This window comes from Mycolicibacterium sp. CBM1, assembly GCF_054073305.1.
In genome coordinates, this window is the sequence record NZ_JBSXPP010000021.1 from 47,447 (window position 1) to 73,535 (window position 26,089).

At 68.5% G+C, this 26,089-nt stretch carries 21 protein-coding genes and 1 tRNA gene; 8 read left to right on the forward strand and 14 right to left on the reverse strand.

Going from position 1 to position 26,089, the window contains the following annotated elements; translation table 11 throughout:
- Nucleotides 1-45: 45 nt before the first annotated feature.
- Nucleotides 46-1,509 carry a bifunctional UDP-N-acetylglucosamine diphosphorylase/glucosamine-1-phosphate N-acetyltransferase GlmU gene (gene glmU, locus ACXDF8_RS23230; protein WP_457225630.1) on the reverse strand — a complete coding sequence of 488 codons (1,464 nt, stop codon included), beginning with the start codon at nucleotides 1,507-1,509 and terminating at the stop codon, nucleotides 46-48.
- A 15-nt stretch (nucleotides 1,510-1,524) separates the two neighbouring features.
- Nucleotides 1,525-1,596 (reverse strand) — tRNA-Gln (locus ACXDF8_RS23235).
- A 202-nt stretch (nucleotides 1,597-1,798) separates the two neighbouring features.
- On the opposite strand from ACXDF8_RS23235, the gene ACXDF8_RS23240 reads away from it, so the two are divergent.
- The 3 genes from ACXDF8_RS23240 to ACXDF8_RS23250 all read left to right on the forward strand — a co-directional run bounded on the left by ACXDF8_RS23240 (nucleotide 1,799) and on the right by ACXDF8_RS23250 (nucleotide 7,277).
- Nucleotides 1,799-2,392: a TetR/AcrR family transcriptional regulator gene (locus ACXDF8_RS23240; protein WP_457225668.1), complete on the forward strand. Its 594-nt coding sequence runs from the start codon at nucleotides 1,799-1,801 to the stop codon at nucleotides 2,390-2,392.
- A gap of 125 nt (nucleotides 2,393-2,517) precedes the next feature.
- On the forward strand, nucleotides 2,518-6,168 hold the full coding sequence (gene mfd / locus ACXDF8_RS23245) for a transcription-repair coupling factor (RefSeq protein WP_457225631.1): 3,651 nt from the start codon (nucleotides 2,518-2,520) through the stop codon (nucleotides 6,166-6,168).
- A 2-nt stretch (nucleotides 6,169-6,170) separates the two neighbouring features.
- The gene (locus ACXDF8_RS23250) at nucleotides 6,171-7,277 is read left to right on the forward strand and encodes a nucleoside triphosphate pyrophosphohydrolase (RefSeq protein WP_457225632.1); all 1,107 of its coding nucleotides are present in this window, start codon (nucleotides 6,171-6,173) and stop codon (nucleotides 7,275-7,277) included.
- On the opposite strand, the gene efeB is transcribed toward ACXDF8_RS23250, so the two are convergent.
- From efeB to efeU, 3 genes are read right to left on the reverse strand one after another with little or no spacing between them, the layout of a single operon-like run.
- The gene (gene efeB, locus ACXDF8_RS23255) at nucleotides 7,250-8,566 is read right to left on the reverse strand and encodes an iron uptake transporter deferrochelatase/peroxidase subunit (RefSeq protein ID WP_457225633.1); all 1,317 of its coding nucleotides are present in this window, start codon (nucleotides 8,564-8,566) and stop codon (nucleotides 7,250-7,252) included. The genes ACXDF8_RS23250 and efeB overlap by 28 nt on opposite strands.
- Nucleotides 8,547-9,713 carry an iron uptake system protein EfeO gene (gene efeO, locus ACXDF8_RS23260; protein WP_457225634.1) on the reverse strand — a complete coding sequence of 389 codons (1,167 nt, stop codon included), beginning with the start codon at nucleotides 9,711-9,713 and terminating at the stop codon, nucleotides 8,547-8,549. The genes efeB and efeO overlap by 20 nt, the downstream gene beginning before the upstream one ends.
- Nucleotides 9,710-10,714, reverse strand: a complete 1,005-nt coding sequence (gene efeU / locus ACXDF8_RS23265; protein WP_457225669.1) for an iron uptake transporter permease EfeU — start codon at nucleotides 10,712-10,714, stop codon at nucleotides 9,710-9,712. The genes efeO and efeU overlap by 4 nt, the downstream gene beginning before the upstream one ends.
- Before the next feature lie 210 nt (nucleotides 10,715-10,924).
- Here efeU and ACXDF8_RS23270 point away from each other — a divergent pair, with 210 nt between their 5' ends.
- The 5 genes from ACXDF8_RS23270 (at nucleotide 10,925) to ACXDF8_RS23290 (ending at nucleotide 15,223) form a co-directional block, all read left to right on the forward strand.
- Nucleotides 10,925-11,656 (forward strand): lytic transglycosylase domain-containing protein, encoded by a 732-nt coding sequence (locus ACXDF8_RS23270; RefSeq protein WP_457225635.1) that lies wholly within the window; start codon nucleotides 10,925-10,927, stop codon nucleotides 11,654-11,656.
- Between the two features lie 127 nt (nucleotides 11,657-11,783).
- Nucleotides 11,784-13,070, forward strand: coding sequence for a phosphopyruvate hydratase (eno, locus tag ACXDF8_RS23275; protein WP_457225636.1), 1,287 nt, complete (start codon nucleotides 11,784-11,786; stop codon nucleotides 13,068-13,070).
- Nucleotides 13,071-13,096: 26 nt separating this feature from the next.
- Nucleotides 13,097-13,765, forward strand: a complete 669-nt coding sequence (locus ACXDF8_RS23280) for an FtsB family cell division protein (protein ID WP_457225637.1) — start codon at nucleotides 13,097-13,099, stop codon at nucleotides 13,763-13,765.
- Nucleotides 13,758-14,249, forward strand: a complete 492-nt coding sequence (locus tag ACXDF8_RS23285) for a DUF501 domain-containing protein (protein ID WP_457225638.1) — start codon at nucleotides 13,758-13,760, stop codon at nucleotides 14,247-14,249. The genes ACXDF8_RS23280 and ACXDF8_RS23285 overlap by 8 nt, the downstream gene beginning before the upstream one ends.
- A complete protein-coding gene (locus ACXDF8_RS23290; RefSeq protein WP_457225639.1) occupies nucleotides 14,246-15,223 on the forward strand; it encodes a Ppx/GppA phosphatase family protein in 978 nt (325 codons plus the stop codon). The genes ACXDF8_RS23285 and ACXDF8_RS23290 overlap by 4 nt, the downstream gene beginning before the upstream one ends.
- Before the next feature lie 3 nt (nucleotides 15,224-15,226).
- Here ACXDF8_RS23290 and ACXDF8_RS23295 read toward each other — a convergent pair whose 3' ends face one another.
- The 9 genes from ACXDF8_RS23295 to ACXDF8_RS23335 form a co-directional block, all read right to left on the reverse strand.
- A complete protein-coding gene (locus ACXDF8_RS23295; protein ID WP_457225640.1) occupies nucleotides 15,227-15,715 on the reverse strand; it encodes a DUF4383 domain-containing protein in 489 nt (162 codons plus the stop codon).
- A gap of 339 nt (nucleotides 15,716-16,054) precedes the next feature.
- On the reverse strand, nucleotides 16,055-16,741 hold the full coding sequence (locus ACXDF8_RS23300; RefSeq protein ID WP_457225641.1) for a response regulator: 687 nt from the start codon (nucleotides 16,739-16,741) through the stop codon (nucleotides 16,055-16,057).
- Entirely contained in the window at nucleotides 16,738-19,317 is a 2,580-nt protein-coding gene (locus ACXDF8_RS23305; RefSeq protein WP_457225642.1) for a DUF4118 domain-containing protein, read from the reverse strand. Before ACXDF8_RS23305 ends, ACXDF8_RS23300 begins: the two co-directional genes overlap by 4 nt.
- 45 nt (nucleotides 19,318-19,362) lie before the next feature.
- Nucleotides 19,363-20,235, reverse strand: coding sequence for a potassium-transporting ATPase subunit C (locus ACXDF8_RS23310; RefSeq protein ID WP_457225643.1), 873 nt, complete (start codon nucleotides 20,233-20,235; stop codon nucleotides 19,363-19,365).
- 1 nt (nucleotide 20,236) lies between these two features.
- Nucleotides 20,237-22,399 (reverse strand): potassium-transporting ATPase subunit KdpB, encoded by a 2,163-nt coding sequence (gene kdpB, locus ACXDF8_RS23315; protein ID WP_457225644.1) that lies wholly within the window; start codon nucleotides 22,397-22,399, stop codon nucleotides 20,237-20,239.
- On the reverse strand, nucleotides 22,399-24,069 hold the full coding sequence (gene kdpA, locus ACXDF8_RS23320; protein ID WP_457225645.1) for a potassium-transporting ATPase subunit KdpA: 1,671 nt from the start codon (nucleotides 24,067-24,069) through the stop codon (nucleotides 22,399-22,401). The genes kdpB and kdpA overlap by 1 nt, the downstream gene beginning before the upstream one ends.
- Nucleotides 24,069-24,158, reverse strand: coding sequence for a potassium-transporting ATPase subunit F (locus ACXDF8_RS23325; protein WP_457225646.1), 90 nt, complete (start codon nucleotides 24,156-24,158; stop codon nucleotides 24,069-24,071). Before ACXDF8_RS23325 ends, kdpA begins: the two co-directional genes overlap by 1 nt.
- Nucleotides 24,159-24,384: 226 nt before the next feature.
- Complete coding sequence (locus tag ACXDF8_RS23330) at nucleotides 24,385-25,242, reverse strand: LLM class F420-dependent oxidoreductase (protein WP_457225647.1); 858 nt, start codon at nucleotides 25,240-25,242, stop codon at nucleotides 24,385-24,387.
- Nucleotides 25,239-26,084, reverse strand: coding sequence for an LLM class F420-dependent oxidoreductase (locus tag ACXDF8_RS23335; RefSeq protein WP_457225648.1), 846 nt, complete (start codon nucleotides 26,082-26,084; stop codon nucleotides 25,239-25,241). The genes ACXDF8_RS23330 and ACXDF8_RS23335 overlap by 4 nt, the downstream gene beginning before the upstream one ends.
- Between the last annotated feature and the right edge of the window lie 5 nt (nucleotides 26,085-26,089).

The following is a 26,089-nucleotide window of genomic DNA, read 5'->3' on the forward strand; positions in this document are numbered from 1 at the left end:
CTGGTTACCAAAAAGGCAACAACTGGCGACGCGAACACGGTCCGCTCAGGTTGCGGCGTCCTCGTCGGCGGCCTGCTTGGCCCGCATGGCTGCCTGCGCCGATGCGCTTCCCGGCCGCTTGCGCACCACCCAGTCCTCGATGGTGCGCTGGGGTCCGGCCGAGACGGCCAGCGCCCCGGGCGGCACGTCCTCGCGCAGTACGGTGCCCGCCCCGGTGTAGGCGCCGTCACCGACGGTGACCGGCGCGATGAACATGGTGTCCGACCCCGTGCGCACATGGGAGCCGACGGTGGTGCGGTTCTTGCTCTCGCCGTCGTAGTTGACGAAGACGCTGGAGGCGCCGATGTTGCTGTATTCGCCGATGTCGGCGTCGCCGACGTAGGTCAGGTGCGGCACCTTGGTGCCGGTGCCGATGACGGCGTTCTTGGTCTCCACGAACGCCCCGAGCTTGGCTTGTGCGCCCAGGTCTGTGCCGGGTCGCAGGTAGGTGAACGGACCTACGGTCGCGCCGGCACCGACCGTCGCACTGCTGCCGTGGGTCCGGATCACGCAGGCGTCATCGCCGACGGTCACGTCGGTCAGCGTGGTATCGGGTCCGATTTCGCAGCGCGCCCCGATGCTGGTGCCGCCGAGCAGCTGGGTGCCGGGGCGCACGACGGTGTCGCGGCCGATGGTGACGTCGACGTCGATCCACGTGGTCATCGGGTCCACGACGGTGACACCGCTGCGCTGGTGGGCAGCCACCACCCGGCGGTTGAGCTCGCGGGCCAGCTCGGAGAGTTGCACCCGGTCGTTGACGCCGGCGACCAGAACGTCGTCGTCGACGTGGGTGGCGTGCACCGTCTGCCCGTCTTGTCGCACGATCGCGACGACATCGGTCAGGTACAGCTCGTTCTGGGCGTTGTCGCTGGACAGCCGGCCCAATGCCGAGCGCAGCGCGGCGACGTCGAAGGCATAGACGCCGGCGTTGACCTCGCTGATCGCGCGCTGCTGCGCCGTGGCGTCGGCCTCTTCGACGATGGCCATGACCTGGCCGTCCTGGGTGCGCAGGATCCGGCCGTAGCCGGTGGGTTGGGACACCGTGGTGGTCAGGATGGTGGCCGCCGACCCGGTGGCGCGGTGGCTGTCGATCAGTTCGGTCAGGGTGGCGGTATCGAGCAGGGGCACGTCGCCTGCGGTCACGACGACGGTGCCGGTGAAGTCGTCGGGCAGCCCGGACAGTCCGCACAGGGCGGCGTGGCCGGTGCCCAGCTGTTGATCCTGGATCGCGACATCGATAGGCCGGCCCAACTCCCCCGCGAGGTCGCCGACGACGGGCTCGATGCGCTCCCGATCTTTACCCAGTACGACGACGATGCGTTGTGGCGCGACGGTGGCGATGGCGTGCAGGGCGTGTGCGAGCATGCTGCGCCCGCCGAGGGTGTGCAAGACCTTGGGGGTATCGGAGCGCATCCGGGTGCCGGCTCCCGCCGCGATGACGAGGACGGCTGTCTCGGTCGGTGTGGTCACGTGCGTCTCCAAGAGCTCCGTCGCCAGGACTCGAACCTGAACTATCTGAACCAAAATCAGAGGTGCTGCCGATTACACCACGACGGACTGGCCGAAATATCCGCCTGAGACTCTAGTGCAAGGGTTTGGGCTCGGCGGGCGGGAGCGAAGCGACCCGGGGTTTGGGCTCGGCGGGCGGGAGCGAAGCGACCCGGGGTTTGGGCTCGGCGGGCGGGAGCGAAGCGACCCGGGGTTTAGGCTCTCCTACGTGGCAGCACCGGAGAAGGAGCCGCGCGCCCCTCGCGCGCGGATGACCGGTACCGAGCGCCGCCGTCAGCTGATCGACGTCGCCCGCACCCTGTTCGCCGAGCGCGGTTACGAGGGAACGTCGATCGAGGAGATCGCCCAACGCGCCAATGTCTCCAAGCCGGTGGTCTACGAGCACTTCGGCGGCAAGGAGGGCCTCTACGCGGTGGTCGTCGACCGCGAGATGTCCGCGCTGCTCGACGGCATCACGTCGTCGCTGACCAACAACCGGTCCCGCGTGCGGGTCGAGCGGGTCGCGCTGGCGCTGCTGACCTACGTCGAGGAGCGCACCGACGGTTTCCGCATCCTGATCCGCGACTCCCCGGCGGCGATCAGCACCGGGACCTACTCCAGCCTGCTCAACGATGCCGTCGGCCAGGTCTCGTCGATCCTGGCCGGCGACTTCGCCCGCCGCGGTCTGGACCCCGAACTGGCCCCGCTGTACGGCCAGGCGCTGGTCGGCTCGGTCTCGATGACCGCGCAGTGGTGGCTGGACACCCGGGAGCCGCGCAAAGAAGTGGTAGCCGCCCACCTGGTCAACCTGATGTGGAACGGGCTGACCCATCTGGAGGCTGACCCGCAGCTCGGGGGCGAGTAACCGCCCGCCGAGCATCGCACCACAGTGTCGCCGCGTGTCGCGCGTCACTGTGGTGTGACGTTTGCGGAGGGCGAATCGCGGCCCGCCGCAACGTCTTCGGCGGCGACGCATAGGATGGAGTAACCATGACCGTACCGGGGCACCATTCTGTCCAGACCCCGATCGCGGGGCTGGTCGACCTGGCGCTGACCGCCCCGACCTTCGTCGAACTCGCCCAGCGCGCCGCTGAGCGCCCTGCGAATCTCGCCGTCGTCGGGCCGGCCAGCGCGCAACTGTATGCCGCGTGCGCCCTGGCCCGTGGCGGTCCGCTGCTCGTGGTGACCGCGACCGGTCGCGAGGCCGACGACCTCACCGCCGAACTGCGGGGCGTCTTCGGGGACTCGGCGGCCATGTTCCCGTCCTGGGAGACGCTGCCGCACGAACGGCTCTCGCCGGGGGTGGACACCGTCGGTGCGCGGCTGATGGTGCTGCACCGCCTGGCCCACCCCGACGACGCCCGCCTGGGCCCGCCGTTGCGAGTGGTGGTGACCACCGCACGGTCGCTGCTGCAGCCGATGGCCCCCGATCTGGCCGATATCGAGCCGGTCACACTTCACGTCGGCGCGGAGCTCGCCTTCGACGCGCTGGTGGCCCGCCTGGTGGAGCTGGCCTACACGCGCGTCGACATGGTCGGCAAACGCGGAGAGTTCGCGGTGCGCGGCGGCATTCTCGACGTCTTCCCGCCGACCGCCGAGCACCCCGTCCGGGTCGAGTTCTGGGGTGACGAGATCACCGAGATCCGGATGTTCGCCGTCGCCGACCAGCGCTCGATCCCCGAGATCGAGGTCGACACCGTGGTGGCGGTGCCGTGCCGTGAGCTGCTGCTCACCGACGAGGTCCGCGCCCGCGCCGCCACGCTGACCGCCACGCGACCCCCCGACGAGAACCACATCACCGGCAGCGTCGGGGAGATGCTGGTCAAGATCGCCGAGGGCATCCCGGTCGACGGGATGGAGGCGCTGCAGCCGGTGCTGCGCCCCGACGAGCTCGCGCTGCTGATCGACCACCTGCCGGCCGACACACCGCTGCTGATCTGCGATCCCGAGAAGGTGCGCACCCGCGCGGCCGACCTGATCAAAACCGGGCGGGAATTCCTTGAGGCGTCGTGGTCGGTCGCCGCGATCGGCGGTGACGCCCCGATCGACGTCGAGCAACTCGGCGGGTCCGGATTCCGCGACCTCGACGAGGTCCGGGAGGCGGCCCGGGCCGCCAACAGGCCGTGGTGGACGCTGAGCCAGCTGGCCGCCGAGAACGCCGTCGAGATCGAGGTGCGTGCCGCCCCGTCCGCGCGGGGGCAGCAGGGCAATGTCGACGAGATCTTCGCGATGCTGCGCGCCCACGTCATGACCGGTGGTTACGCCGCGGTGGTTGCGCCCGGTACCGGCACCGCGCACCGCGTCGTCGAACAGCTCGGTGAGCGCGATACCCCGGCGGCCATGCTGGAGCCCGGCCTGGCGCCGAAGACCGGTGTGGTGGGTGTGCTCAAGGGTCCGCTGCACGACGGCATCGTGGTGCCGGGCGCCAACCTGGTCGTCATCACCGAGACCGATCTGACCGGCAACCGGGTCGCGGCCACCGAGGGCAAGCGGCTGGCCGCCAAACGCCGCAACACCGTCGACCCGCTGGCGCTGAGCGCCGGTGATCTGGTGGTCCACGACCAGCACGGCATCGGGCGGTTCGTGGAGATGGTCGAGCGCACCGTGGGTGGCGCGCGCCGCGAGTACCTGGTGTTGGAGTACGGGTCGAGCAAGCGGGGCCAGGGCGCCGACAAGTTGTTCGTCCCAATGGACTCTCTTGACCAGCTGTCCCGCTACGTCGGCGGTCAGGAACCCAGCCTGAGCCGCCTCGGCGGCAGTGACTGGACCAACACGAAAACCAAGGCGCGCAAGGCCGTTCGCGAGATCGCCAGCGAGCTCGTGGCGCTCTACGCCAAGCGGCAGGCCGCCCCGGGGCACGCGTTCGGGCCGGACACGCCGTGGCAGGCCGAGATGGAGGACGCGTTCGGGTTCACCGAGACCATCGACCAGCTCACCGCCATCCAAGAGGTCAAGGCCGACATGGAGAAGCCGGTGCCGATGGACCGGGTGATCTGCGGCGACGTCGGCTACGGCAAGACCGAGATCGCGGTGCGGGCGGCGTTCAAGGCGGTGCAGGACGGCAAGCAGGTCGCCGTGCTGGTGCCCACCACGCTGCTGGCCGACCAGCACCTGCAGACCTTCACCGCGCGGATGACCGGCTTCCCGGTGACCGTCAAGGGCCTGTCGCGGTTCACCGACCCCGCCGAGTCACGGGCCGTGGTCGAGGGGATGGCCGACGGCAGCGTCGACATCGTGATCGGCACTCACCGGCTGTTGCAGACCGCGATCCGCTGGAAGGACCTCGGTCTGGTGATCGTCGACGAGGAACAGCGGTTCGGCGTCGAGCACAAGGAGCACATCAAGGCCCTGCGTAGCCACGTCGACGTCCTGACGATGAGCGCCACCCCGATTCCGCGCACCCTGGAGATGAGCCTGGCCGGCATCCGCGAGATGTCGACGATCCTGACCCCGCCGGAGGAGCGCTACCCGGTGCTGACCTATGTCGGCCCGCACGACGACAAGCAGGTCGCCGCCGCGCTGCGCCGCGAGTTGCTGCGCGACGGGCAGGGCTTCTACATCCACAACCGGGTCGCCAGCATCGACTCCGCCGCCGCCCGGATCCGCCAGCTGGTCCCCGAGGCCCGGGTGGTGGTCGCCCACGGCCAGATGCCCGAGGAGCAACTCGAGCGCACCGTCGAAGGCTTCTGGAACCGCGACTACGACATCCTGGTGTGCACCACGATCGTGGAAACCGGCCTGGACATCTCGAATGCCAACACGCTGATCGTGGAGCGGGCCGACACCTTCGGCCTGTCCCAGCTGCATCAGCTGCGTGGGCGGGTCGGGCGCAGCCGCGAGCGCGGATACGCCTACTTTCTCTACCCCAAGGAGATGCCGCTCACCGAGACCGCCTACGACCGGCTGGCCACCATCGCGCAGAACAACGAACTCGGCGCTGGTATGGCAGTTGCGTTGAAGGACTTGGAGATTCGCGGTGCCGGCAATGTGCTCGGGGTCGAGCAGTCCGGTCACGTCGCCGGGGTGGGCTTCGACCTGTATGTGCGGCTGGTGGGCGAGGCCGTCGAGGCCTACCGGGCCGCGGCCGACGGTCAGACCGTCACGACCGCCGAGGAACCGAAGGACGTCCGGATCGACCTGCCCGTCGACGCGCACCTGCCGCCCGACTACATCGCCAGCGACCGGCTGCGCCTGGAGGCCTACCGCAGGTTGGCCGCGGCCGCCGACGACGACGCGGTCAACGCGGTCATCGAAGAGCTCACCGACCGGTACGGGCCGCTGCCCGAGCCGGCCCAGCGCCTGGTCGCCGTGGCCCGGCTGCGGCAGCTGTGCCGCCACTACGGCGTGACGGAGCTGGCCGCGACCGGAACCGGTTCTCCGACAACGCTTCGGCTGTCACCTCTGACGCTGCTCGACTCGGCGCAGCTGCGCCTCAAGCGGGTGTATCCCGGTGCGAACTACCGGGCGACGACCTCGACGGTCCAGGTTCCCATTCCGCGGTCGGGCGGTATCGGTGCCCCGCGCATCCGCGACCTGGAGTTGGTGCAAATGGTCGCCGATCTGCTTCTCGCGCTTGACGGGCGCCCGCAGGGCGAGCTTGATATAACGACCTTCACGCCGGCCGCCACGCAGAAGGGGTAGCGATGACCGTCATCCTGGTCGATCCGCGCCGCCCGTCCCTGGTGCCGGTCGAAGCGGTCGAACTACTCGGCGGCGACGTGGAGTACACCGAGGAGATGCCGGTCAAGGTGCCGTGGTCGCTGCCGTCGGCCCGACCTGCGCGCATCGGCGAGAAAGCCGCTGTGCTGCTGTCCTCGGATCGCGATCATCCCGAGGTGCGCGCTCGGCTAGCCGCGGGGGAGCGACTGATCGCGGTGGCGCAGCCGCAGCGCGGTGAACGTCTGGTGGACGCCGTGGCCGTGATGGACACGCTGCGCACTGCCGGCCCGTGGGAGAGCGAACAGACCCACGATTCGCTGCGCCGGTATCTGTTGGAGGAGACCTACGAACTCTTCGACGCGGTGCGCGGCGGCAACCTCGAGGAGCTGCGCGACGAACTCGGCGACGTTCTGTTGCAGGTGCTGTTCCACGCGCGCATCGCCGAAGAGGCATCAGAGCAAGCATTTTCCATCGACGACGTCGCCGACGCGCTGGTACGCAAGCTGGGCAACCGGGTGCCCGCGGTGCTGGCCGGTGAGTCCATTTCGCTGGAGGATCAGCTGGCCCAGTGGGAACAGCGCAAGGCCCTGGAGAAGTCGGCGCGGGCGTCCTGCGTCGATGACATCCCCACGGTCGCGCCCGCACTGTTGTTGGCGCAGAAGGTCATCGCCCGTGTCCAGAACGCGGGGCTACCGGCCGACCTGATCCCGCCGTCGATGACAGCCGTCACGGTGACGGCCGACTGTGACGCCGAAAATGACTTACGGACAACGGTTCTGGAGTTCATGGATACCGTGCGCGCGGTCGAACGCGCGATCGCGGCGAGTCGCGGCGACGCCCCCACCGGACTCGACACCGCGACGTCGCCGGGTGCCGTCAGTGCCGACGAGTGGCGCCGGCACTGGCCGATGTCGCTCGACGAGCTGCTCGACATCCCGGACGTGCCCGAGGTCGTGACCGACGATGACCTGGAACACCTCGACGAGTTGGTCGACGTCGACGCGCTGGCCGATGACCTCGACATCGAGCTGGACGGCACCCTCGAGGACGCGAATCCCGACGCTCAGTCGAGCAGCGTCGAACCCCAGTAGTCGCCGTCGCGCAGCCCCGGCGGCACGGCGAAGATCGCACTGCCGGTGTGGGTGATGTACTCGTTGAGCGCGTCGTGGCGCGCCAGCTCCATCTGCATCGGGATGAACTGGGTGGCCGGGTTGCGCATGAACGCGATGAAGAAGAGCCCGGCGTCCAGGTGCCCGAAGCCGTCGGAGCCGTCGGTGAAGTTGTAGCCGCGGCGCAGGATCTGGATACCGCCGAGGTGCTGCGCCGACGCCAGGCGCACGTGGGCGTCGCGGTCGATCAGCGGCTCGTTCTTGTCGTCGACGATGTCGAAGTTGAGCTCCTCGAACTCCTGCTTGAGCCCGTTGGGTGCACCGCTGCCCTTCTGCCTGCCGATCACCCGCTCCTGCTCGAGAAGCGTTGTGCGGTCCCAGGCTTCGATGCGCATCCGGATGCGGCGGCTGACCATGTAGCTGCCACCGGTCATCCAGTCCGGTCCGTCGCCCTTGGCCACCCAGACCTGCTGGCGCAGGGTGTCGGTGTCCTCGGCCTTGATGTTGGCGGTTCCGTCCTTGAACCCGAACAGGTTTCGCGGTGTCGACTGATCGCGTGTGGTCGACGAGGTGCGGCCGAAGCCGAGTTGGGAATAGCGAACCGCCACCGTGCCGAACCCGACGCGGGCCAGGTTGCGGATGGCGTGCACGGCGACCTGCGGGTCGTTGGCGCAGGCCTGCACCACGATGTCGCCGCCACAGCGTGCCGGGTCCATCGTCTCGTTGGGGAACTTCGGCAGGTTCTCCAACAGGGCCGGCTTCTGGCTCGCGATGCCGAAGCGGTCCTTGCCGTCCTTGCGGAAGAACGACGGGCCGAAACCGATGGTCAGCGTCAGCTGCGAGGCCGGCAGCCCCAGCGCCTCACCGGTATCCGACGGCGGCGCATAGGGATTGAGCCCGATGGCGCCGTCGTGGACCGCCTCCTCGCCGGCGGTCATCCGCTCGGCCATGCCGGTCCATTCCTTGAGCATGGCGACCAGGTCGGCCCGGGAGTCGGTGGTGACGTCGAAGGTCGCGAAGTGCATCCGGTCCTGGGCCGGGGTGACGATGCCGGCCTGGTGTTCACCGCGGAACGGGACCGGCTTGTCCAGCCCGCCGGTGGCGAGGTCGGCGGCCGAGGCCCGCCCGGCCAGCGCCCCGGCGCCGGCCGCGCCGACGACTGCGGCGGTGACGCCGGCGGCGCCGAACAGCTTGCGCCGTGAGAGCCCGGACTTCGGTGTCTGCTCTGGAATGTCGGCTGCCGTATCGGGGCTACTGGGGAGCGATGACACCCTGCACCTGGCTTACCTCCTTGCCCAGCGCGTCGATGGCGCGGGACAACTCTTGGCGCTGCGGTTCGGTGACGGTGTCGTAGAGCACGAAGCCGTCGCCGTTGCGGTACTTGGCCAGCAGCGTTTCGACATCGGCGAAGCCCTTGTCGACACGCTTGCCCAGATCGGCGTTGCGCTCGTCGAGAATCGGCCGTACGGAGGCCACCGCGGTCTGCGAACCGTCGACGTTGGCCTGGAAGTCCCAGAGGTCGGTGTGGCTGAAGATGTCTTCTTCACCGCTGATCTTGCTGGCGGCGACCTCGTCGAGCAGGCCCTGCGCGCCACCGGCGATCTGGGTCGAGTCGATGGTCCAGCCGGGCGCCTTGACGCCGTCGTTGAGTTCCTTGACGTCGGCCACCAGCTGGTCGGCGACGGCGTTGGTGTCGGGCTGCAAGCCGCTCACCCACAGGTCTTTCTCCAGGCGGTGGAAGCCGGTCCACTTCTGGCCGGGCTCCAGGTCGGCCTCCCGCAGGTCGATGCGGGGGTCCAGATCGTTGGGGAAGGACTCGGCGACCGGTTCGATGCGCTCGTAGTAGGTCCGCGTGGTTGGGTACAGCGACTTGGCCTTGGCGACGTCGCCGGCCTTGATCGCAGCAACGAACGCCTCGGTTGCCGGGACCAGCGCATCGGTCTGGCTGTTTACGTAGCGCTTGTAGCTGTCAGCGGCTTCTTTGAACTTGCCCTCGGTGTCCACCGGAACCGAGTTGCCGGTCACGGTGAAGTCGCCGCGGATACCGTCCCCGATCATCCCTGGCTTGCAGGCGGTCTGGTAGGTGCCCGGTTCGGCAAGCTGGACGATGAGTTTGCGCTGCAGCCCCGGTGAGATGTTCTCCACCTCACCCATCACCCGCTCGCCTTCGCCGTAGACGTAGAACTCTGTCACCTTCGTGCCGTTGTTGCTGATCACGAAGGTGCTCGGCCCGGTCGTGGCCTGCGTCCCGGACAGTTTGCACTCGGTGTCGGAGGCATCGACGGTGATCTCGGTGGGGGCCTTGCTGCCCGTGTCGGCGGACTTGGTCTCCTTGGCCGTGCATCCGGCCAGGGCGACGCCGGCCAGCAGCGCCGCGACAGCGGCGGTAGGAGCGTTGATGCCGTGCAAGAGCGTCACTTGGTTGACCTTTCGGGGAGGGCGGAGCGCTCCGAGTGCTCGGAGGTCTCGGTGTTGTCGGGACGGGAGTCGGTGTTGTCGGGACGAGAGTCGGTGGCCGGCGCGGGCGTGGACGTGGGCGTGGGCGTGCGCGCGGTGCGGGTGGGGCGCAGGAAGACGGAGAGCACGATGGCCAGGTAGGCCAGCCAGCAGATCAGCTGCAGCACCGTCGGGGTCGGCGTGACGTTGAAGACCCCCTGGATGATCTCGCCGTACCACGCCGACCAGTTGAACCCGGCGCTGACGTCGAACGCCTTCGAGCCCAGTCCGGGCAGCCAGCCGACGGTCTGCAGGGCGCCGATGCCGTAGGACAGGATGCCCGCGGCGACCAGGATCAGGAACGCGCCGGTGTATTTGAAGAACTTGGCGAGGTCGATCCGCACCGCGCCGGCGTACATGCCCCAGGCGATGGCGGCGGCCAGCAGCACTCCGACCAGCAGGCCGAGCAGCGGCCAGGCGGTCTCGGCCTCGGCATAGCCGACCATGAACAGCGCAGTCTCGAACCCTTCGCGGCCGACGGCGAGGAACGCCAGCATGAACACCGCGGCCGCGCCGGTCTCGAGCGCCTTGGACATCCCGGCACGTAGCTCCCCGGACAACCCGGCGGAGGCCTTGCGCATCCACAGCACCATGGAGGTGACGATCGTGACGGCGACCAGCGACGCCACCCCGGCGATCGCTTCGGCGGCCAGGTCCTTGATGGTGTAGGTGCCGTACTGGATGGTCAGGAAGACGATCACCGTCATCAGCACGGCGGCCCCGACCCCCAACCACACCCACTTCAGGGCGTCGCGGCGATCGGATTTCACCAGGAAGGCGATCAGAACCATCACGACGATGCCGGCCTCGAGGCCTTCCCGCAGCCCGATCAGCCCGCTTCCGAAGAGCTGGGCGGTGACGTTGGGAGCCGCGGCGCTGAGCGTGGTGTGGGTGCCGGTGAGAAGGCCTCCCGCAAGACCCATCGAGATGTCCGCCAGGTCGGTCATCGGCACGTCCTCACTTCGGGAAAGTCCTGGTAAGCAAGGCTTACCAAACCAAGGTTCGGCTCACCTTAACAGATGCCAGGTAACTCGATTACCGTCGTTGGACACCGTCAGCAGGGACTAACGGCCCGGATCCCGTGGGACGATGTCAAGACGTCAGTGGGTTCTGGGAGGGGTTCTAGGAGTTCTGTGTCGTCAACGCGTTGGCTGCGCGCTGTCGTTGTGATTGCGGCGACCGCCATGCTGCTGGCCTCGAGCTGTTCCTGGCAGCTGGGCACCCCGATCCCCGACGGGGTTCCGCCCCCGCCGGGCGACCCCGTGCCGGCCGTCGACACCCACGCCAAGGGCCGACCCGCCGACCAGCTGCACGAATGGGCAGCCCAGCGGGCACCCCAGCTTGGCATTCCTATCTATGCGCTGGAGGCCTACGCCTACGCCGCTCGGGTGGCCGAAGTGGAGAACCCCAACTGCCATTTGGCGTGGACCACGCTGGCCGGGATCGGCATGGTGGAGAGCCACCACGGCACCTACCGGGATGCGATGATCGCGCCGAACGGGGACGTCAGTCCGCCGATCCGTGGGGTGCACCTAGACGGGACCAACGGAAACCTCGAGATCATCGACAACGAGCAGACGCTCGCCGGCGACGAGCCGGTCTACGCCCGCGCCATGGGGCCCATGCAGTTCATCCCCGAAACCTGGCGGCTCTACGGTGTCGACGCCAACAACGACGGCGTCATCAGTCCGGACAATTTCGACGACGCCGCCTTGTCGGCGGCGGGCTACCTGTGCTTCCGCGGCAAGGACCTGGCCACCCCCCGGGGCTGGATGAACGCCCTGCACGCCTACAACCATTCCGACCAGTACGCCCGGACCGTCCGGGACTGGGCCACGGCATACGCCGAAGGGCACCCGCTCTAACAGCGCTGCATCGCCCCGACCATCTAGGCTATGAGCGGTCGCCGGGCGCGGAGCCCACTGCCCGGCGAGGACGTTCGTCGCCCACCAGCGGCCAGACACCAGGACACCAGGACACAAGGAGAAGCCAGTGCCCATCATCGAGCAGGTCGCAGCCCGCGAGATCCTCGACTCCCGCGGCAATCCGACCGTCGAGGTCGAGGTGGCCCTGATCGACGGCACCTTTGCCCGTGCCGCGGTGCCCTCGGGCGCCTCGACCGGCGAGCACGAGGCGGTGGAGCTGCGCGACGGCGCCGCCCGCTACGGCGGCAAGGGCGTCGAGAAGGCCGTCGAGGCGGTTCTCGACGAGATCGCCCCCGCCGTGATCGGCCTGTCCGCCGACGACCAGCGCCTGGTCGACCAGGCGCTGCTCGATCTCGACGGCACCCCCGACAAGTCCCGGCTGGGGGCCAACGCGATCCTGGGCGTGTCCCTGGCGGTGGCCAAGGCGGCCGCGGACAGCGCCGCGCTGCCGCTGTTCCGGTACCTGGGCGGGCCCAACGCCCACATCCTTCCGGTGCCGATGATGAACATCCTCAACGGCGGTGCGCACGCCGACACCGGCGTCGACGTCCAGGAGTTCATGGTCGCCCCGATCGGTGCGCCGAGCTTCAAGGAGGCGCTGCGCTGGGGTGCCGAGGTTTACCACTCGCTGAAGGCGGTGCTCAAGAAGCAGGGTCTGGCCACCGGGCTGGGTGATGAGGGCGGCTTCGCCCCCGATGTCGCCGGCACCAAAGCGGCCCTGGATCTGATCAGCTCGGCCATCGAGAGCGCCGGCTTCAAACTCGGCACCGATGTGGCGCTGGCGCTCGACGTGGCGGCCACCGAGTTCTACACAAAGGGCACCGGTTACAGCTTCGAGAAGCAGACCCGCAGCGCCGAAGAGATGACGCAGTTCTACGCGGGCCTGCTCGACGCCTACGCCCTGGTGTCCATCGAAGACCCGCTCTCCGAGGACGACTGGGACGGCTGGGTGGACCTGACCACCGCGATCGGGGACCGGGTGCAGATCGTCGGCGACGACCTGTTCGTCACCAACCCCGAGCGGCTCGAAGAAGGCATCGAGCGCGGGGCGGCCAACGCGCTGCTGGTGAAGGTCAACCAGATCGGCACGCTCACCGAGACCCTCGACGCCGTGTCGCTGGCCCACAACAGCGGCTACCGAACGATGATGAGCCACCGCAGTGGCGAGACCGAGGACACCACGATCGCCGATCTTGCCGTGGCCGTGGGCAGCGGCCAGATCAAGACCGGTGCGCCGGCCCGCAGCGAGCGGGTGGCCAAGTACAACCAGCTGCTGCGCATCGAGGAGGCGCTCGGCGACGCCGCACGTTACGCCGGCGACCTGGCGTTCCCGCGGTTCGTCGTTGCCGAGTAGGCGCCGAACAGGTATCGAAACAGACTGTGTCGGAAAGCAAGCGGCCCGACCCCAAGCGGCGCACCCCGGCCTCCCGGCCGGGTGCGTCGGGGCGCAACCGCTTGCGAACCGCGCCGGTCACCAAACCGCGGCCGGCCGAGACCCGCACGGTCGCCGAGCCGGTCAGCGTCGCCGAACCCATCCGGCGCTCGATCGCGGCGTCGGTCGAGCACCACAGTGAACAACGGCTCGGTTTCACCGCCCGGCGCGCGGCCATCCTGGCGGCGGTGATCTGTGTGCTGACCCTGACCATCGCGGGCCCGGTGCGCACCTACTTTGCGCAGCGCACCGAGATGAAGCAGTTGGCCGCGACGGAATCCGCACTACGCCAGCAGATTTCAGACCTGGAGTCGCAAAAGGCCAAGCTGGCCGACCCGGTGTACATCGCGGCTCAGGCCCGCGAGCGACTCGGCTTCGTGATGCCCGGTGACATCCCCTATCAGGTTCAGCTGCCGCCCGGAGCCGCCGCCGTGCCCGACACCGAGCCGCAGGCGCAGGCGGTGCGCAACAACGACCCGTGGTACACCTCGCTGTGGCACACGATCGCTGACACTCCGCACGGGCCACCCGTCGCTCCGGCGCCGGACCCGGCCAATCCCGCCCTGCCGCTACCACCGGAACCGGTTCCGGTGCCACCTGCGGCGCCCGGTGGTTGATCCCGCCGATCTCGACGCCGTGGCGCGGCAGCTCGGGCGCGAGCCGCGCGGTGTCCTCGAGATCGCCTATCGCTGCCCCAACGGCGAACCGGCCGTTGTGAAGACCGCGCCGCGGCTGCCCGACGGCACCCCGTTCCCGACGCTGTACTACCTCACCCACCCGGCGTTGACGGCGGCGGCCAGCCGCCTGGAGTCCGACGGGCTGATGCGCGAGATGGGTGAACGGCTGCAGCAGGATTCGGGGCTCGCCGACGCCTACCGGCGGGCCCACGAGTCCTATCTGGCCGAGCGGGATGCGCTCGAACCGCTGGGCACGAACTTCTCCGGCGGCGGTATGCCGGACCGGGTCAAGTGCCTGCACGTGCTGATCGCGCATTCGCTGGCCAAGGGCCGTGGGGTCAATCCCTTCGGGGACGAGGCGCTGGCGATCCTGGCCGGCGAGCCGGCGATGACAGGGATTCTGGACAAGGGGGAGTGGACATGAACCCGGAGGTGAACCCGGTGCCGAATCGGGTGGCGGCCATCGACTGCGGCACCAACTCGATCCGGTTGCTGATCGCCGACGTGACCCACGGTGCCAACGGCCGACAGCTGCACGACGTGCACCGCGAGATGCGCATCGTGCGGTTGGGTCAGGGTGTCGACGCCACCGGGCAGTTCGCCCAGGAGGCACTGGCCCGCACCCGTGCGGCGCTGGCCGACTACGCCACACTGCTGGAGCGCTTCGGGGTGGTCGAGGTGCGGATGGTGGCGACGTCGGCGACCCGCGACGCGTCCAACCGCGACGAGTTCTTCGCGATGACCGCCGAGGTGCTGGGCCCGGTGGTCCCGGGTGCGGTCGCCGAGGTGATCAGCGGCGCGGAGGAAGCCGAGCTATCGTTCAACGGGGCTGTGGGCGAACTCGATTCCGCCGCAGCGCCTTTCGTCGTGGTCGACCTGGGCGGCGGTTCGACGGAGGTGGTGCTGGGTGAACACGGCGGCGTGCGGGCCAGCTTCTCGGCCGACATCGGCTGTGTCCGGCTGACCGAGCGTTGCCTGCACTCCGATCCGCCGACGGCGACGGAGATCGCGGCGGCGCGCGAGGTCGTGCGCGAACGGCTCGGCGAGGCGCTGCGGGTGGTGCCGGTGGAGCAGGCCAAAACGTGGGTCGGTGTCGCGGGAACGTTCACCACGATCGCCGCGCTGGCCCAGCACATGACCACCTACGACTCCGAGGCCATCCACCTGTCGCGGGTCGCCTTCGGCGACCTGCTGCCGGTGTGCGAGCAGCTGATCGGCATGACTCGCAAGCAGCGCGCTGCCTTGGGCCCGATGCACGAGGGCCGCGTCGATGTCATCGGTGGCGGATCGATCGTCGTCGAGGAGCTGGCCGAGGCGTTGCGGCAGCGGGCCGGGATCGAGGAACTTGTGGTCAGCGAGCACGACATTCTCGACGGGATCGCGCTCTCCATTTCCTGACGGTCACGCCGGCGGGATCAGGGGCTCTCCGCCGGCGCCGGTGGGCACTCTGGTGCCGGCCAGGGTGATGCCCAGGATCACCATCACCACACCGATGGCGAAGTTCAGCCAGTTGTCGGCGCTGTTGAGCGGCAGCAGGTTTCGCGGGCCGCCGAGGTCGATCAACATGCCGTAGAGCCACAGCCCCAGGTAGATCAGGCCGCCGAAGATCAGATAGCCGCGGGCGCGGGCGAACGTACGGGCTAGCAGCAGTCCGGCGATCCCGAAGGCGAGATGCAGCAGGTTGTGCGCGACCGAGACGGTGAAGACACCGAACAGCTGGGCCTTCGACCGCTGCCCATACCACTGCAATTGGTCCAGCCGGGCGGTCAGCCCCGGGACGAAGCCCGCAATGGCGAGCACCAGGAACGCCCCCGCGACGAGCACCACGGCGCCCTGGACGGCCAGCAGCTCCACCTGCGGTCGTCGGAGCTTCCCGGTGCGCGTCGACATGCCGCTCTGCATACCCCGGTAACGGGGCCGTCAACCCCGATCGACGAGCGTGCCGGACGGCCGGCGCCGGTCAGGGCTTGACGCGGCAGCCGCTACCGATGTTGTGGCAGTGGTGGCCACCGTCGCACGCGTTGCAACGACAGGTACAACCACCGGTGTGCTTGCTGGTCTGCGTGAATTCCGGCATGTCAGCTCATCTCCTTCGGACCCCGACGGACGGTTTCACGATAGATGGCAAATGATGCATATGTGGCGTTTTGCCACGGGCACATCGGTGGCGCTTAGGCGTTCGAAAGCCCTCCATCCGAATACTTTTCGTGCACCGGCACCGACCCGCGGTCACGGCTCGAAGCGGTAGCCCATCCCGGCCTCGGTCAGCAGGTGCCGCGGATGCGCGGGGTCGTCCTCGAGCTTGCGCCGTAACTGGGCCAGATAGACCCGTAGGTAGTGGGTCTCCTTGGCATACGCCGGCCCCCACACCTCCCGGAGCAGTTCCTCGCGTCCGACCAGCTTGCCGCGGTTGCGCACCAGCATCTCCAACATCCCCCACTCGGTCGGGGTCAGGTGCACCTCCGCACCGTTGCGCACCACTTTCTTAGCGGCCAGGTCGACGGTGAACGAACCGGCGTCGATCACCGGCTCGTCGGTGTCGGCGGCCGCCGCGCCACGGCGGACCGCGGCACGCAACCGGGCCAAGAACTCGTCCATCCCGAACGGCTTGGTCACGTAGTCGTCGGCGCCGGCGTCGAGCGCCTCGACCTTCTCGGCGGAATCGGTGCGCGCCGAGAGCACGATCACCGGCGCGCTCAGCCAGCCCCGCAGCCCGCCGAGCACTTCGATGCCGTCCATGTCGGGCAGCCCGAGATCCAGCACGATGACGTCGGGGCGCTGCTCGGCGGCGGCGGCAAGTGCTGCGGCGCCGGTCGCCGCGGTGATCACTTCGTAGCCCCGAACGCTCAAGTTGATCCGCAGCGCCCGCAGGATCTGTGGCTCGTCGTCGATCACCAGGACCTTGACCTTGTTCATCGCGGGTCTCCCGGCGGCGCGGCCAGGTCGACGATGACGGTCAGGCCCCCGCCGGGGGTGTCGGTGGCCGAGATCGTGCCGCCCATCGCCTCGACGAACCCCTTGGCCACCGAAAGGCCCAGTCCCACACCATATTTGTTGTTCCGGTCGCCGAGGCGCTGGAACGGCTCGAACAGCTGCTCTTCGCCGCCGCGGGGCACTCCCGGGCCCTCGTCGACGACGTTGATCAGCACCCGGTCACCGACGCGCCCGGCGTTGAGGCGCACCATGCTGTCGGGCGCGTACCGAAGAGCGTTGTCGATCAGGTTGGCCAGCACCCGCTCCAACAGCCCGACGTCGGCCAGCGCGACCGCGCCACCGGCCTCGAGGCTGATGTCGACCTTCACCCGGTCTAGCCCTTCGTTGCCCACCCCGGCCGACCGGCGGCTGATGCTGAGCAGTGCCCGCTGCACGGCCTCGTCGAGGTAGACCCGTTTGAGTTCGGGGCGCACCACGCCGGCGGCCAGCCGCGAGGAGTCCAGCAGGTTGTCCACCAGCGCGGTCAGCTGGTCGACCGACTCCTCGACGGTGGCGAGCAGCTCGGCGGTGTCTTCGGCGGAGAAGTCGATGTCCTGCGAACGCAGGCTCGACACCGCCGCCTTGGCCGCGGCCAACGGGGTTCGCAGATCGTGGCTGACCGCCGACAACAGCGAGCGGCGCAGATCGTCGGCCTTCTCGATGGCCTCGGCCTTGCTGGCCTCCTGCGCCAGCTCCCGCTGCCGGACCAGGCCCGCGGCCTGCTTGGCGACGGCGGTCAGCACCCGGCGGTCCCGCGCCGGCAGGCTGCGACCGGCCATCAGCATCCAGAACTCGGCCTGGTCGGGTCCGTCACCCACCTCGATGGCGGTGTCCGCGGAATCGACGGCCACACAGGGCGCGTTGCCCACGCAGGCGATGACGTGCGGTTCGTCGCCGACGACCCGCAGCACGCTGACGGCGCGCTGGCCGTAGGTCTCGCGCACCCGCTCCAGCAGGGTCTCCAGGTCGGCGCCGCGCAGCACCGACCCGGAGAACAGGGTCAGCAGTTCGGCCTCCTGGGAGGCGTGTCGCGCCTCGCGCTGCCGGTTGGCGGCACGGTCGACGAGGATCGCGACCGCCACCGCGAGCAGCAGCAGAACCACTTCGGTGATCGCGGCGTCGGGCTCGGCGATGGTGAACGTGTAGCGCGGTGTAGTCAGGAAATAGTTCAGCAGCAGCCCGGACAGCATCGCCGACAGCACCGCCGGCGCCACCCCGCCGAGCAGGGCGACCAGCAGGACACCGACCACGAACAGGGCGCTCTCACCGCCGATCGACAGGTACCTGTCGAGCACCAGTGCGGTCACCGCGCAGATCACCGACGGGACGATCACCGCGGCCAGCCAGGAGATCACCCGCCGCTCTCGCGGGGAGGCCGAGCGCACCGAGAACCCGCGCCTGGCCTCCTCGTGGGTGACCATGTGCACGTCGATCTTGCCGGAGTCCTGCACGATCGCCGCGCCGATACCCTCGTCGAAGACGCGGGCCCACCGTGACCGCCGCGACGTGCCGATCACCAGCTGGGTGGCGTTGAGCTCGCGGGCGAAATCCAGCAGCGCCTTGCCGACGTCGTCGCCGACGACGGTGTGCACCGTGGCGCCCAGGCTCGCGGCCAGTTCCCGCACCTTGCCCATCTGCGGTGCAGAGATCCCGGAAAGCCCGTCGCCGCGAACGACGTGGACGATCATCAACTCGGCGCTCGACTTCGAGGCGATGCGAGAAGCCCTGCGCACCAACGTCTCCGACTCTGACCCGCCGGTGACCGCGACGACCACGCGTTCCCGGGCCTCCCACGTCGCGGTGATCCGGTTCTCGGCGCGGTATTTGGCCAGCGCGGCGTCGACCTGGTCGGCCAGCCACAGCAGGGCCAGCTCGCGCAACGCGGTCAGGTTGCCCCGGCGAAAGTAGTTCGACAGCGCGGCGTCGACCTTCTCCGGTGCATACACGTTGCCGTGGGAGAGTCTGCGCCGCAACGCTTCCGGGGTGATGTCGACCAGCTCGATCTGTGCTGCGCTGCGCACGATCTCGTCGGGCACGGTCTCCTGCTGTTCGATGCCGGTGATCTGCGCGACGACGTCGTTGAGGCTTTCCAAATGCTGGACGTTGACGGTGGAGATCACTGAGATGCCCGCGTCGAGCAGTTCCTCGACGTCCATCCACCGCTTCGGGTTCTTACTGCCCGGGGTGTTGGTATGGGCGAGTTCGTCGACGAGCACGACCTGCGGACGGCGGGCAAGTACAGCCGGCACGTCGAGTTCGGCAAAGCGGCTGCCGCGGTACTCGACGAAGCGGGGCGGGACGACTTCGATGCCGGCCAACAACTCCGCGGTCTTCCTGCGGCCGTGGGTTTCGACGACCGCGGCGACCAGGTCGGTGCGGCGTTCGAGCCGACGGTGTGCCTCACCGAGCATGGCGAAGGTCTTGCCGACCCCCGGCGCCGCGCCGAGATAGATGCGCAGCTCGCCGCGCCTCGGCCGGGAGCCGGCGGGCGCAGGTTGCGGCTCTGCACCGCGGGTCACCCTCGGTGGATGGACGGTATCCACACGGTCATCATTCACCGGTCGTCAGCTCTTCATGCCGAACTTCTCGTCCAGCGCCATGTTGAGTTCCAGCACGTTGACCCGCGGCTCACCGAGGAAGCCCAGGGCTCGCCCGTCGGTGTGCTCCGCTACGAGTTGCCGGACCAGGTCGGCGTTGACACCGCGGGCGGTCGCCACCCGGGCGATCTGCAGATCGGCGTAGGCGGGGGAGATGTCCGGATCCAGGCCGCTGCCGCTGGCGGTCACGGCGTCGCCCGGGACCGCCGGATGAGACGCCGCACCCATGATCGGCACGATCAGCCCCGTCGAGTAGTCCTCGCCGGGTTGGGCACACTGCACCGGCGTCCCCCGGTAGCTGTCCAAGAACGGGCGGGTGGTGGTGGCACACGGTTCGTTGACGCTGACCACCTTGCTCGGGTGGACGATGTCGCCCTGCGCGTCGCGCGGCCCGAGAACCGCCAGCACCGCGCCGACGCCGCCGCCGGTGCAGAACGGGCGCGCGCCGTCCACGCCGTCGAGTTCGCCGACCGTCTTGCTGCGGGCGCACACCTGGGTCAACAGGCTGGGGGCGGTCGCAGAGTCGACGATGCTTTCCGGGCCCAGGTTCGACGCGCCGCTGGCCATCGGGTCGTACCCGGCGCCGGCCGCCGAGGGGCGGCTCTGGAAGTACTGTGGCAGCGCGGTGCCCTTGGCGTCGGTGAACGGCTGCCCGATCAGGCTGGAACCCACCGGCTTACCGTCCATCCCGACGATGGATCCCTCGGCATTGGCCTTCAGGCCCGGGATTTGGGCCACCAACCAGATGAACAGCGGGTAGCCGATGCCGACGATGACGGTGAGCACCAGCAGCGCACGCAGCGCCGCCCAATGTTGGCGAGCGAGACTGGAGAAGAACATGTCACATCCCTGGCAAGAATTGGACGACGAGGTCGATGAGCTTGATTCCGATGAACGGGGCGATGATGCCGCCGAGCCCGTAGACGTACAGGTTGCGGCTGAGCAGCTTCGCCGCGCTGCTCGGCGTGTAGCGAACGCCCCTCAGCGACAATGGGATCAGCGCGATGATGATGATCGCGTTGAAGATCACCGCGGACAGGATCGCTGATTGCGGGCTGTGTAGCCGCATGATGTTGAGCAGATCCAGGCCGGGATAGAGCGCTACGAACAGGGCCGGGATGATCGCGAAGTACTTGGCGATGTCGTTGGCGATCGAGAACGTGGTGAGCGCCCCGCGGGTGATCAGCAACTGCTTGCCGATCTCGACGATCTCGATGAGCTTGGTGGGATCGGAATCCAGGTCGACCATGTTGCCGGCCTCCTTGGCCGCCGAGGTCCCGGTGTTCATCGCCACCCCGACGTCGGCCTGTGCCAGCGCAGGCGCGTCGTTGGTGCCGTCACCGGTCATCGCGACCAGTTTGCCGCCCTCCTGCTCACGTTTGATCAGCGCGAGCTTGTCCTCGGGGGTGGCCTCGGCCAGGAAGTCGTCCACGCCCGCCTCGTCGGCGATGGCCTTGGCGGTCAACGGGTTGTCGCCGGTGATCATCACCGTGCGGATGCCCATCCTGCGCATCTCGTCGAAGCGTTCACGCATGCCTTGTTTGACGACGTCCTTGAGGTGGATGACGCCCAGCACTTCGGCACGCCCGTCGAAGACCTGGCCCACGACCAGCGGGGTGCCGCCGCCCGCGGAGACTCCGTCGACGACATCGCCGAGCTGCGCCGGCACACTACCGCCCTGTGCGCGAACCCATTCGGCGACCGTACTGGCCGCACCTTTGCGCAGCAGGTGACCGTTGTCCAGGTCCACGCCGGACATCCTGGTGGCTGCGGAGAATTGGACCCAGTGCGCATTGACCAGCTCGCCCGGAGTGCGGGCCCGCAGCCCGAAGTTCTCCTTGGCGAACACCACGATCGAGCGTCCCTCCGGGGTTTCGTCGGCCAGGCTGGACAGCTGCGCTGCGTCGGCGAGCTGCTCGGTGGAAACACCCTGCAGGGCAACAAAATCCGAGGCTTGCCGGTTGCCGAGGGTGATGGTGCCGGTTTTGTCGAGCAGCAGGGTGTTGACGTCGCCGGCCGCCTCCACCGCGCGCCCCGACATGGCCAGCACGTTGCGCTGCACCAGCCGGTCCATGCCGGCGATACCGATGGCCGACAACAGCGCACCGATGGTCGTCGGGATCAGGCAGACCAGCAGCGAGACCATCACGATCCCGGAGACACCGTCGGTGGTCAACGACAACGAGTCGGGAACTCCCGGGTTGGTCGCCTTGGCGAAGATGGCCAACGGTTGCAAGGTGGCGACGGCGAAGATGAAGATGATCGTCAGCGCCGCCAGCAGGATGTTCAGCGCGATCTCGTTCGGCGTCTTCTGCCGGTTGGCGCCCTCGACGAGCGCGATCATCCGGTCGATGAAGCTCTCACCCGGCTTCTGGGTGATCTGCACGACGATGCGGTCCGAGAGCACGGTGGTGCCGCCGGTGACCGCGCACCGGTCGCCGCCGGACTCGCGGATGACGGGGGCCGACTCGCCGGTGATGGCCGATTCGTCGACCGAGGCGATGCCCTCGACGACGTCGCCGTCGCCAGGGATGACCTGCCCGGCTTCCACGACGACGATGTCACCCTGGTTCAGCAGCGGAGCGGCGATTTCCTCCTCGATGCCGGCGGCGCCCAGCTTCCATCCGGTGAGCCTACGAGCCATGGTGTCGGCCTTGGTTTTTCGCAGAGACTCCGCCTGTGCTTTGCCGCGGCCCTCGGCGACCGCCTCGGCGAGGTTGGCGAACACCACGGTCAGCCACAGCCAGAAGACGATCAACCAGGCGAACCAGCTTGGTTGGAGGATCGCCAGGATCGTGGCCCACACGGCGCCGATTTCGACGATGAACATCACCGGGTTGCGCCACAGTGTGCGCGGGTCGAGTTTGCCGAACGCGTCGGGTAATGCCTTGCCCAGCAGCGCCAGGTCCAACAGTCCCGTGCGGCTCTTGGTCTTCTTCTCGACCGTCCCACCAGGGTGGAGTTCGGCGACCAGCGTTGTGCTGGTAAGACGTTCGGTGGTCATCAGTGAATTCCTTCGGCGAGGGGCCCGAGCGCCAGCACGGGCAGGAACGTCAGGGCCACCAGGATGAGTGTCACCCCGGCGACCATCCCGACGAACTGGGGACGGTGAGTCGGCAGCGTGCCGATAGATTCCGGCGTATGTCCCTGTCGGGCAAAGGACCCCGCTAGGGCGAGTACCAGAATGATGGGCAGGAACCGGCCGAGCACCATCGTCAACCCGAGCGCGGTGTTGTACCAGTCGGTGTTCACGCTCAGCCCGGCGAATGCCGAACCGTTGTTGTTGGCCGCCGAGGTGAACGCGTAGAGCACCTCTGACAGGCCGTGTGGACCGGAGTTCAGCATGGCGGCCCGCTGTCCCGGCATTGCCATCGCCACCGCGGTGCCGGTGAGCACCAGCAGTGGCGTGACCAGGAAATAGCTTGCCGCGAGCTTGATCTCGCGCGGTGTGATCTTCTTGCCGAGATACTCCGGGGTGCGCCCGACCATCAGGCCGGCGACGAACACCGTGATCACCGCCAGGATCAGCATGCCGTAGAGCCCCGAACCGGTACCGCCGGGAGCGACCTCGCCGAGCTGCATGTTGAACAACGTCATCATGCCGCCGAGGCTGGTGTAGGAGTCGTGGAACGAGTCCACCGCACCGGTCGACGTCAGCGTGGTCGCGTCGGCGAACACCGCCGAATCGGCGACGCCGAAACGCTGTTCGACGCCCTCCATCGCCGATCCGACGGCGGTGGGCACCGTGCCGTGGGCCTGGAGCTGGAAGCGCAGCATCAAGGTGACGCTGATCAGCGCCAGCACCGCCATGACCGCGGCGATCGCGTAACCCTGCTTGCGGCTCTCGACAATCCGGCCGAAGGTGCGCGGCAGTGAGAAGCTGATCACCAGCAATAGGAAGATCTCCACCCAGTTGGTCCACGCGGTGGGGTTCTCGAACGGGTGCGCCGAGTTGGCGTTGTAGAAACCTCCGCCGTTGGTGCCCAGCTCCTTGATGGCCTCCTGGCTGGCGACCGGACCGCCGGGAATGGTCTGCTTCGCGCCGGCCAGCGTGTCGACGACCTGGTCGTAGAGGTGGAAGTTCTGGATCGCGCCGCCGGCGATCAGGATGACCGCGGCCAGCACCGCCATCGGCAGCAGGATGCGCAGCGTGCCGCGGACCAGATCGACCCAGAAGTTGCCCAGCTCACCGGTGTTGCGGCGGGCGAACCCGCGCACCAGGGCGATGGCCACCGACATGCCGACCGCCGCGGAGACGAAGTTCTGCACGGTCAGCCCGGCCATCTGCACCAGGTGGCCCTGGGTGGACTCGCCCGAATACGCCTGCCAGTTGGTGTTGGTCACGAAGCTGACCGCGGTGTTCCACGCCAGCGCCGGCGTCATGGCGGTAGCCGGGTCGTGCAGGTGCAGTGGCAACCGGCCCTGCACCAGCTGCAGGACGAACAGGAACACCACGCTGACCGCCGAGAACGCGAGCACACTGCGCGCGTAGGCACCCCAGGTCTGCTCCGCCTCCGGATCGGCACCGATCAGCCGGTACACGCCCCGCTCGACACGCGAACTCCGGTCGGCGGTGTACACCCGGAACATGTAGTCGCCCAACGGCACGTGAACGGCCGCCAGCGCGACGATCAACACCGCGAGGAAGACGACCCCCGCCCAGGCGGTCGACATTAGAACCTCTCCGGGAACAGCAGTGCCGCGGCCATGAACAGGGCCAGCAACACCGAAAGGACAAGGCCCACGATGTTGGTGTAGTTCACAGTCGCTCGACCAACTTCTGCACCAGGCCGAGCGCGGCGAAGACCGCCACAGTCAGCACCAGGTAAATGACGACGCCCACGCGTGTTCTCCGTTTCGAATCAGGTCAGGAAGACCACGACGAAACTAGAACGCGAAAAGACCACTGCGGCGCGTCGTTGACGGTTTCTTTACGCTGGACGGCGGGGTCTTGACGAAGTCCTTCCGGCCCACCAGGGCCGGCGGCGGTCAGTGTGGGGCCGACAACCCCAGCGGCCCGGAGAGCTCCCGCAGCGCCGGTACCAGGGTGTCCGGGCCGCCGAGAACCTGGATCGCCACATGGTCGGCGCCGGCTTCGAGGTGCTCGGCCAGCCGGGTGGCCACCTCGTCGGCGGTCCCGTGGGCGACGACGGCGTCGATCAGGCGGTCGCTGCCCGGCCGCGCCACGTCGGTGTCGGTGAATCCGGTGCGCTTCCAATTGTTGACATAGTTGCTCAGGCCCAGATAGAAGTCGACGGTACCGCGGCCGAGCGCGCGGGCCTGCTCGACGTCGGTGTTCAGCACCACCTTGTGTTCGGGCGCGAGAAACACCGTCGGGCCCACCAGTTCGCGCGCCTGGCCGGTGTGCTCGGTTGTAGTCAGGTAGGGATGAGCGCCGGTACTGCGCTGCGCGGCCAGCTTCAGGACCCGGGGGCCGAGCGCGGCCAGCACCCGGCGACTGGTGGGCACGCTGTGCTCGTCAAGCTCGTCGAGGTACTCCACGAGCGCGTCGTAGGGCTTGCGGTACTCCTGGGTGCGCTCCGGATGGCCGACGCCGATACCGAGTAAAAACCTTCCCGGATAAGCCTTCTCGATGCGGTGATAGGACTTCGCCACCTCGGCGGCCGGGGCGCTCCAGATGTTGACGATCCCGGTGGCCACCGACAGTGTCGTCGTGCTCGCCAGGATCGGCTCGACGAACCCCAACTCGGCGGCGCGGGAACCGCCGACCCAGATCGCGCCGTACCCGAGGCTCTCGATTTCGACGGCCTGCTCCGGGGTCACCGGAGCGCCAGTCCACACGCCGTAGCGCCCCAGATCCGGCTTGAGCAACGATGGATTGGTCACGAATTCCCCTTACCGAGCTCCAGCGGGCCGGCGAGTTGGGCCAGTGCATCCACCAGCCTGTCGGACGACGTCAGTACCTGGACCGGAACGTGGTCCGCGCCGGCGTCGAGGTGCTCGGTGAGGCGGGCGGCGATCTGCTCCGGGGTTCCATAGGCCACCACGGCGTCGACCAGCCGGTCGCTACCCGGCCGGGTGACGTCGGAGTCGGTGAACCCCAACCGCTTCCAGCTGTTGAGGTAGTTCTGCAGATTGAGGTAGATGTCCAGTGCCTCGCGGCCGACTTCGCGTGCCCGGACCGGGTCGGTGGTCAATACCACCTTGTGTTCGGGCGCCAGGAGAGCCTCCGGGCCGATCAGCCGGCGCGCTTGCGCCGTGTGCTCGGGGGTGGTCAGGTACGGGTGCGCACCGGCGCTGCGGGCGGCGGAGAGCGTCAGGACCTGCGGTCCGAGCGCGGCGACCACCCGCCGGTGCCCCGGAACGCCGTATTCGTCGAGTTTGTCCAGATAGCCGCGCAGCGCGTCGATCGGTCTCTGGTACTGCTGATGCGCTTCGGGATGGCCGACGCCGATGCCCAGCAGGAATCGGCCGGGGTGGGCCGCATCGATGCGGTGGAACGATTCGGCGACCGGGCCGGGGGCTGCCGTCCAGATGTTGACGATGCCGGTGGCCACCTTCAGTGTGGTGGTGTTGGCGAGAATCGGTTCCACCCAGGCTAATTCGGCCGGCGGCGAACCACCCACCCAGACCGCGCCGTAGCCCAGCGCTTCGATTTCCGCGGCCTGCTGGGGGCTGACTCCGCGGCCGAAGGAGCCGAATTTGCCCAGCTGCGGCTTTTCGCTCATGTCTC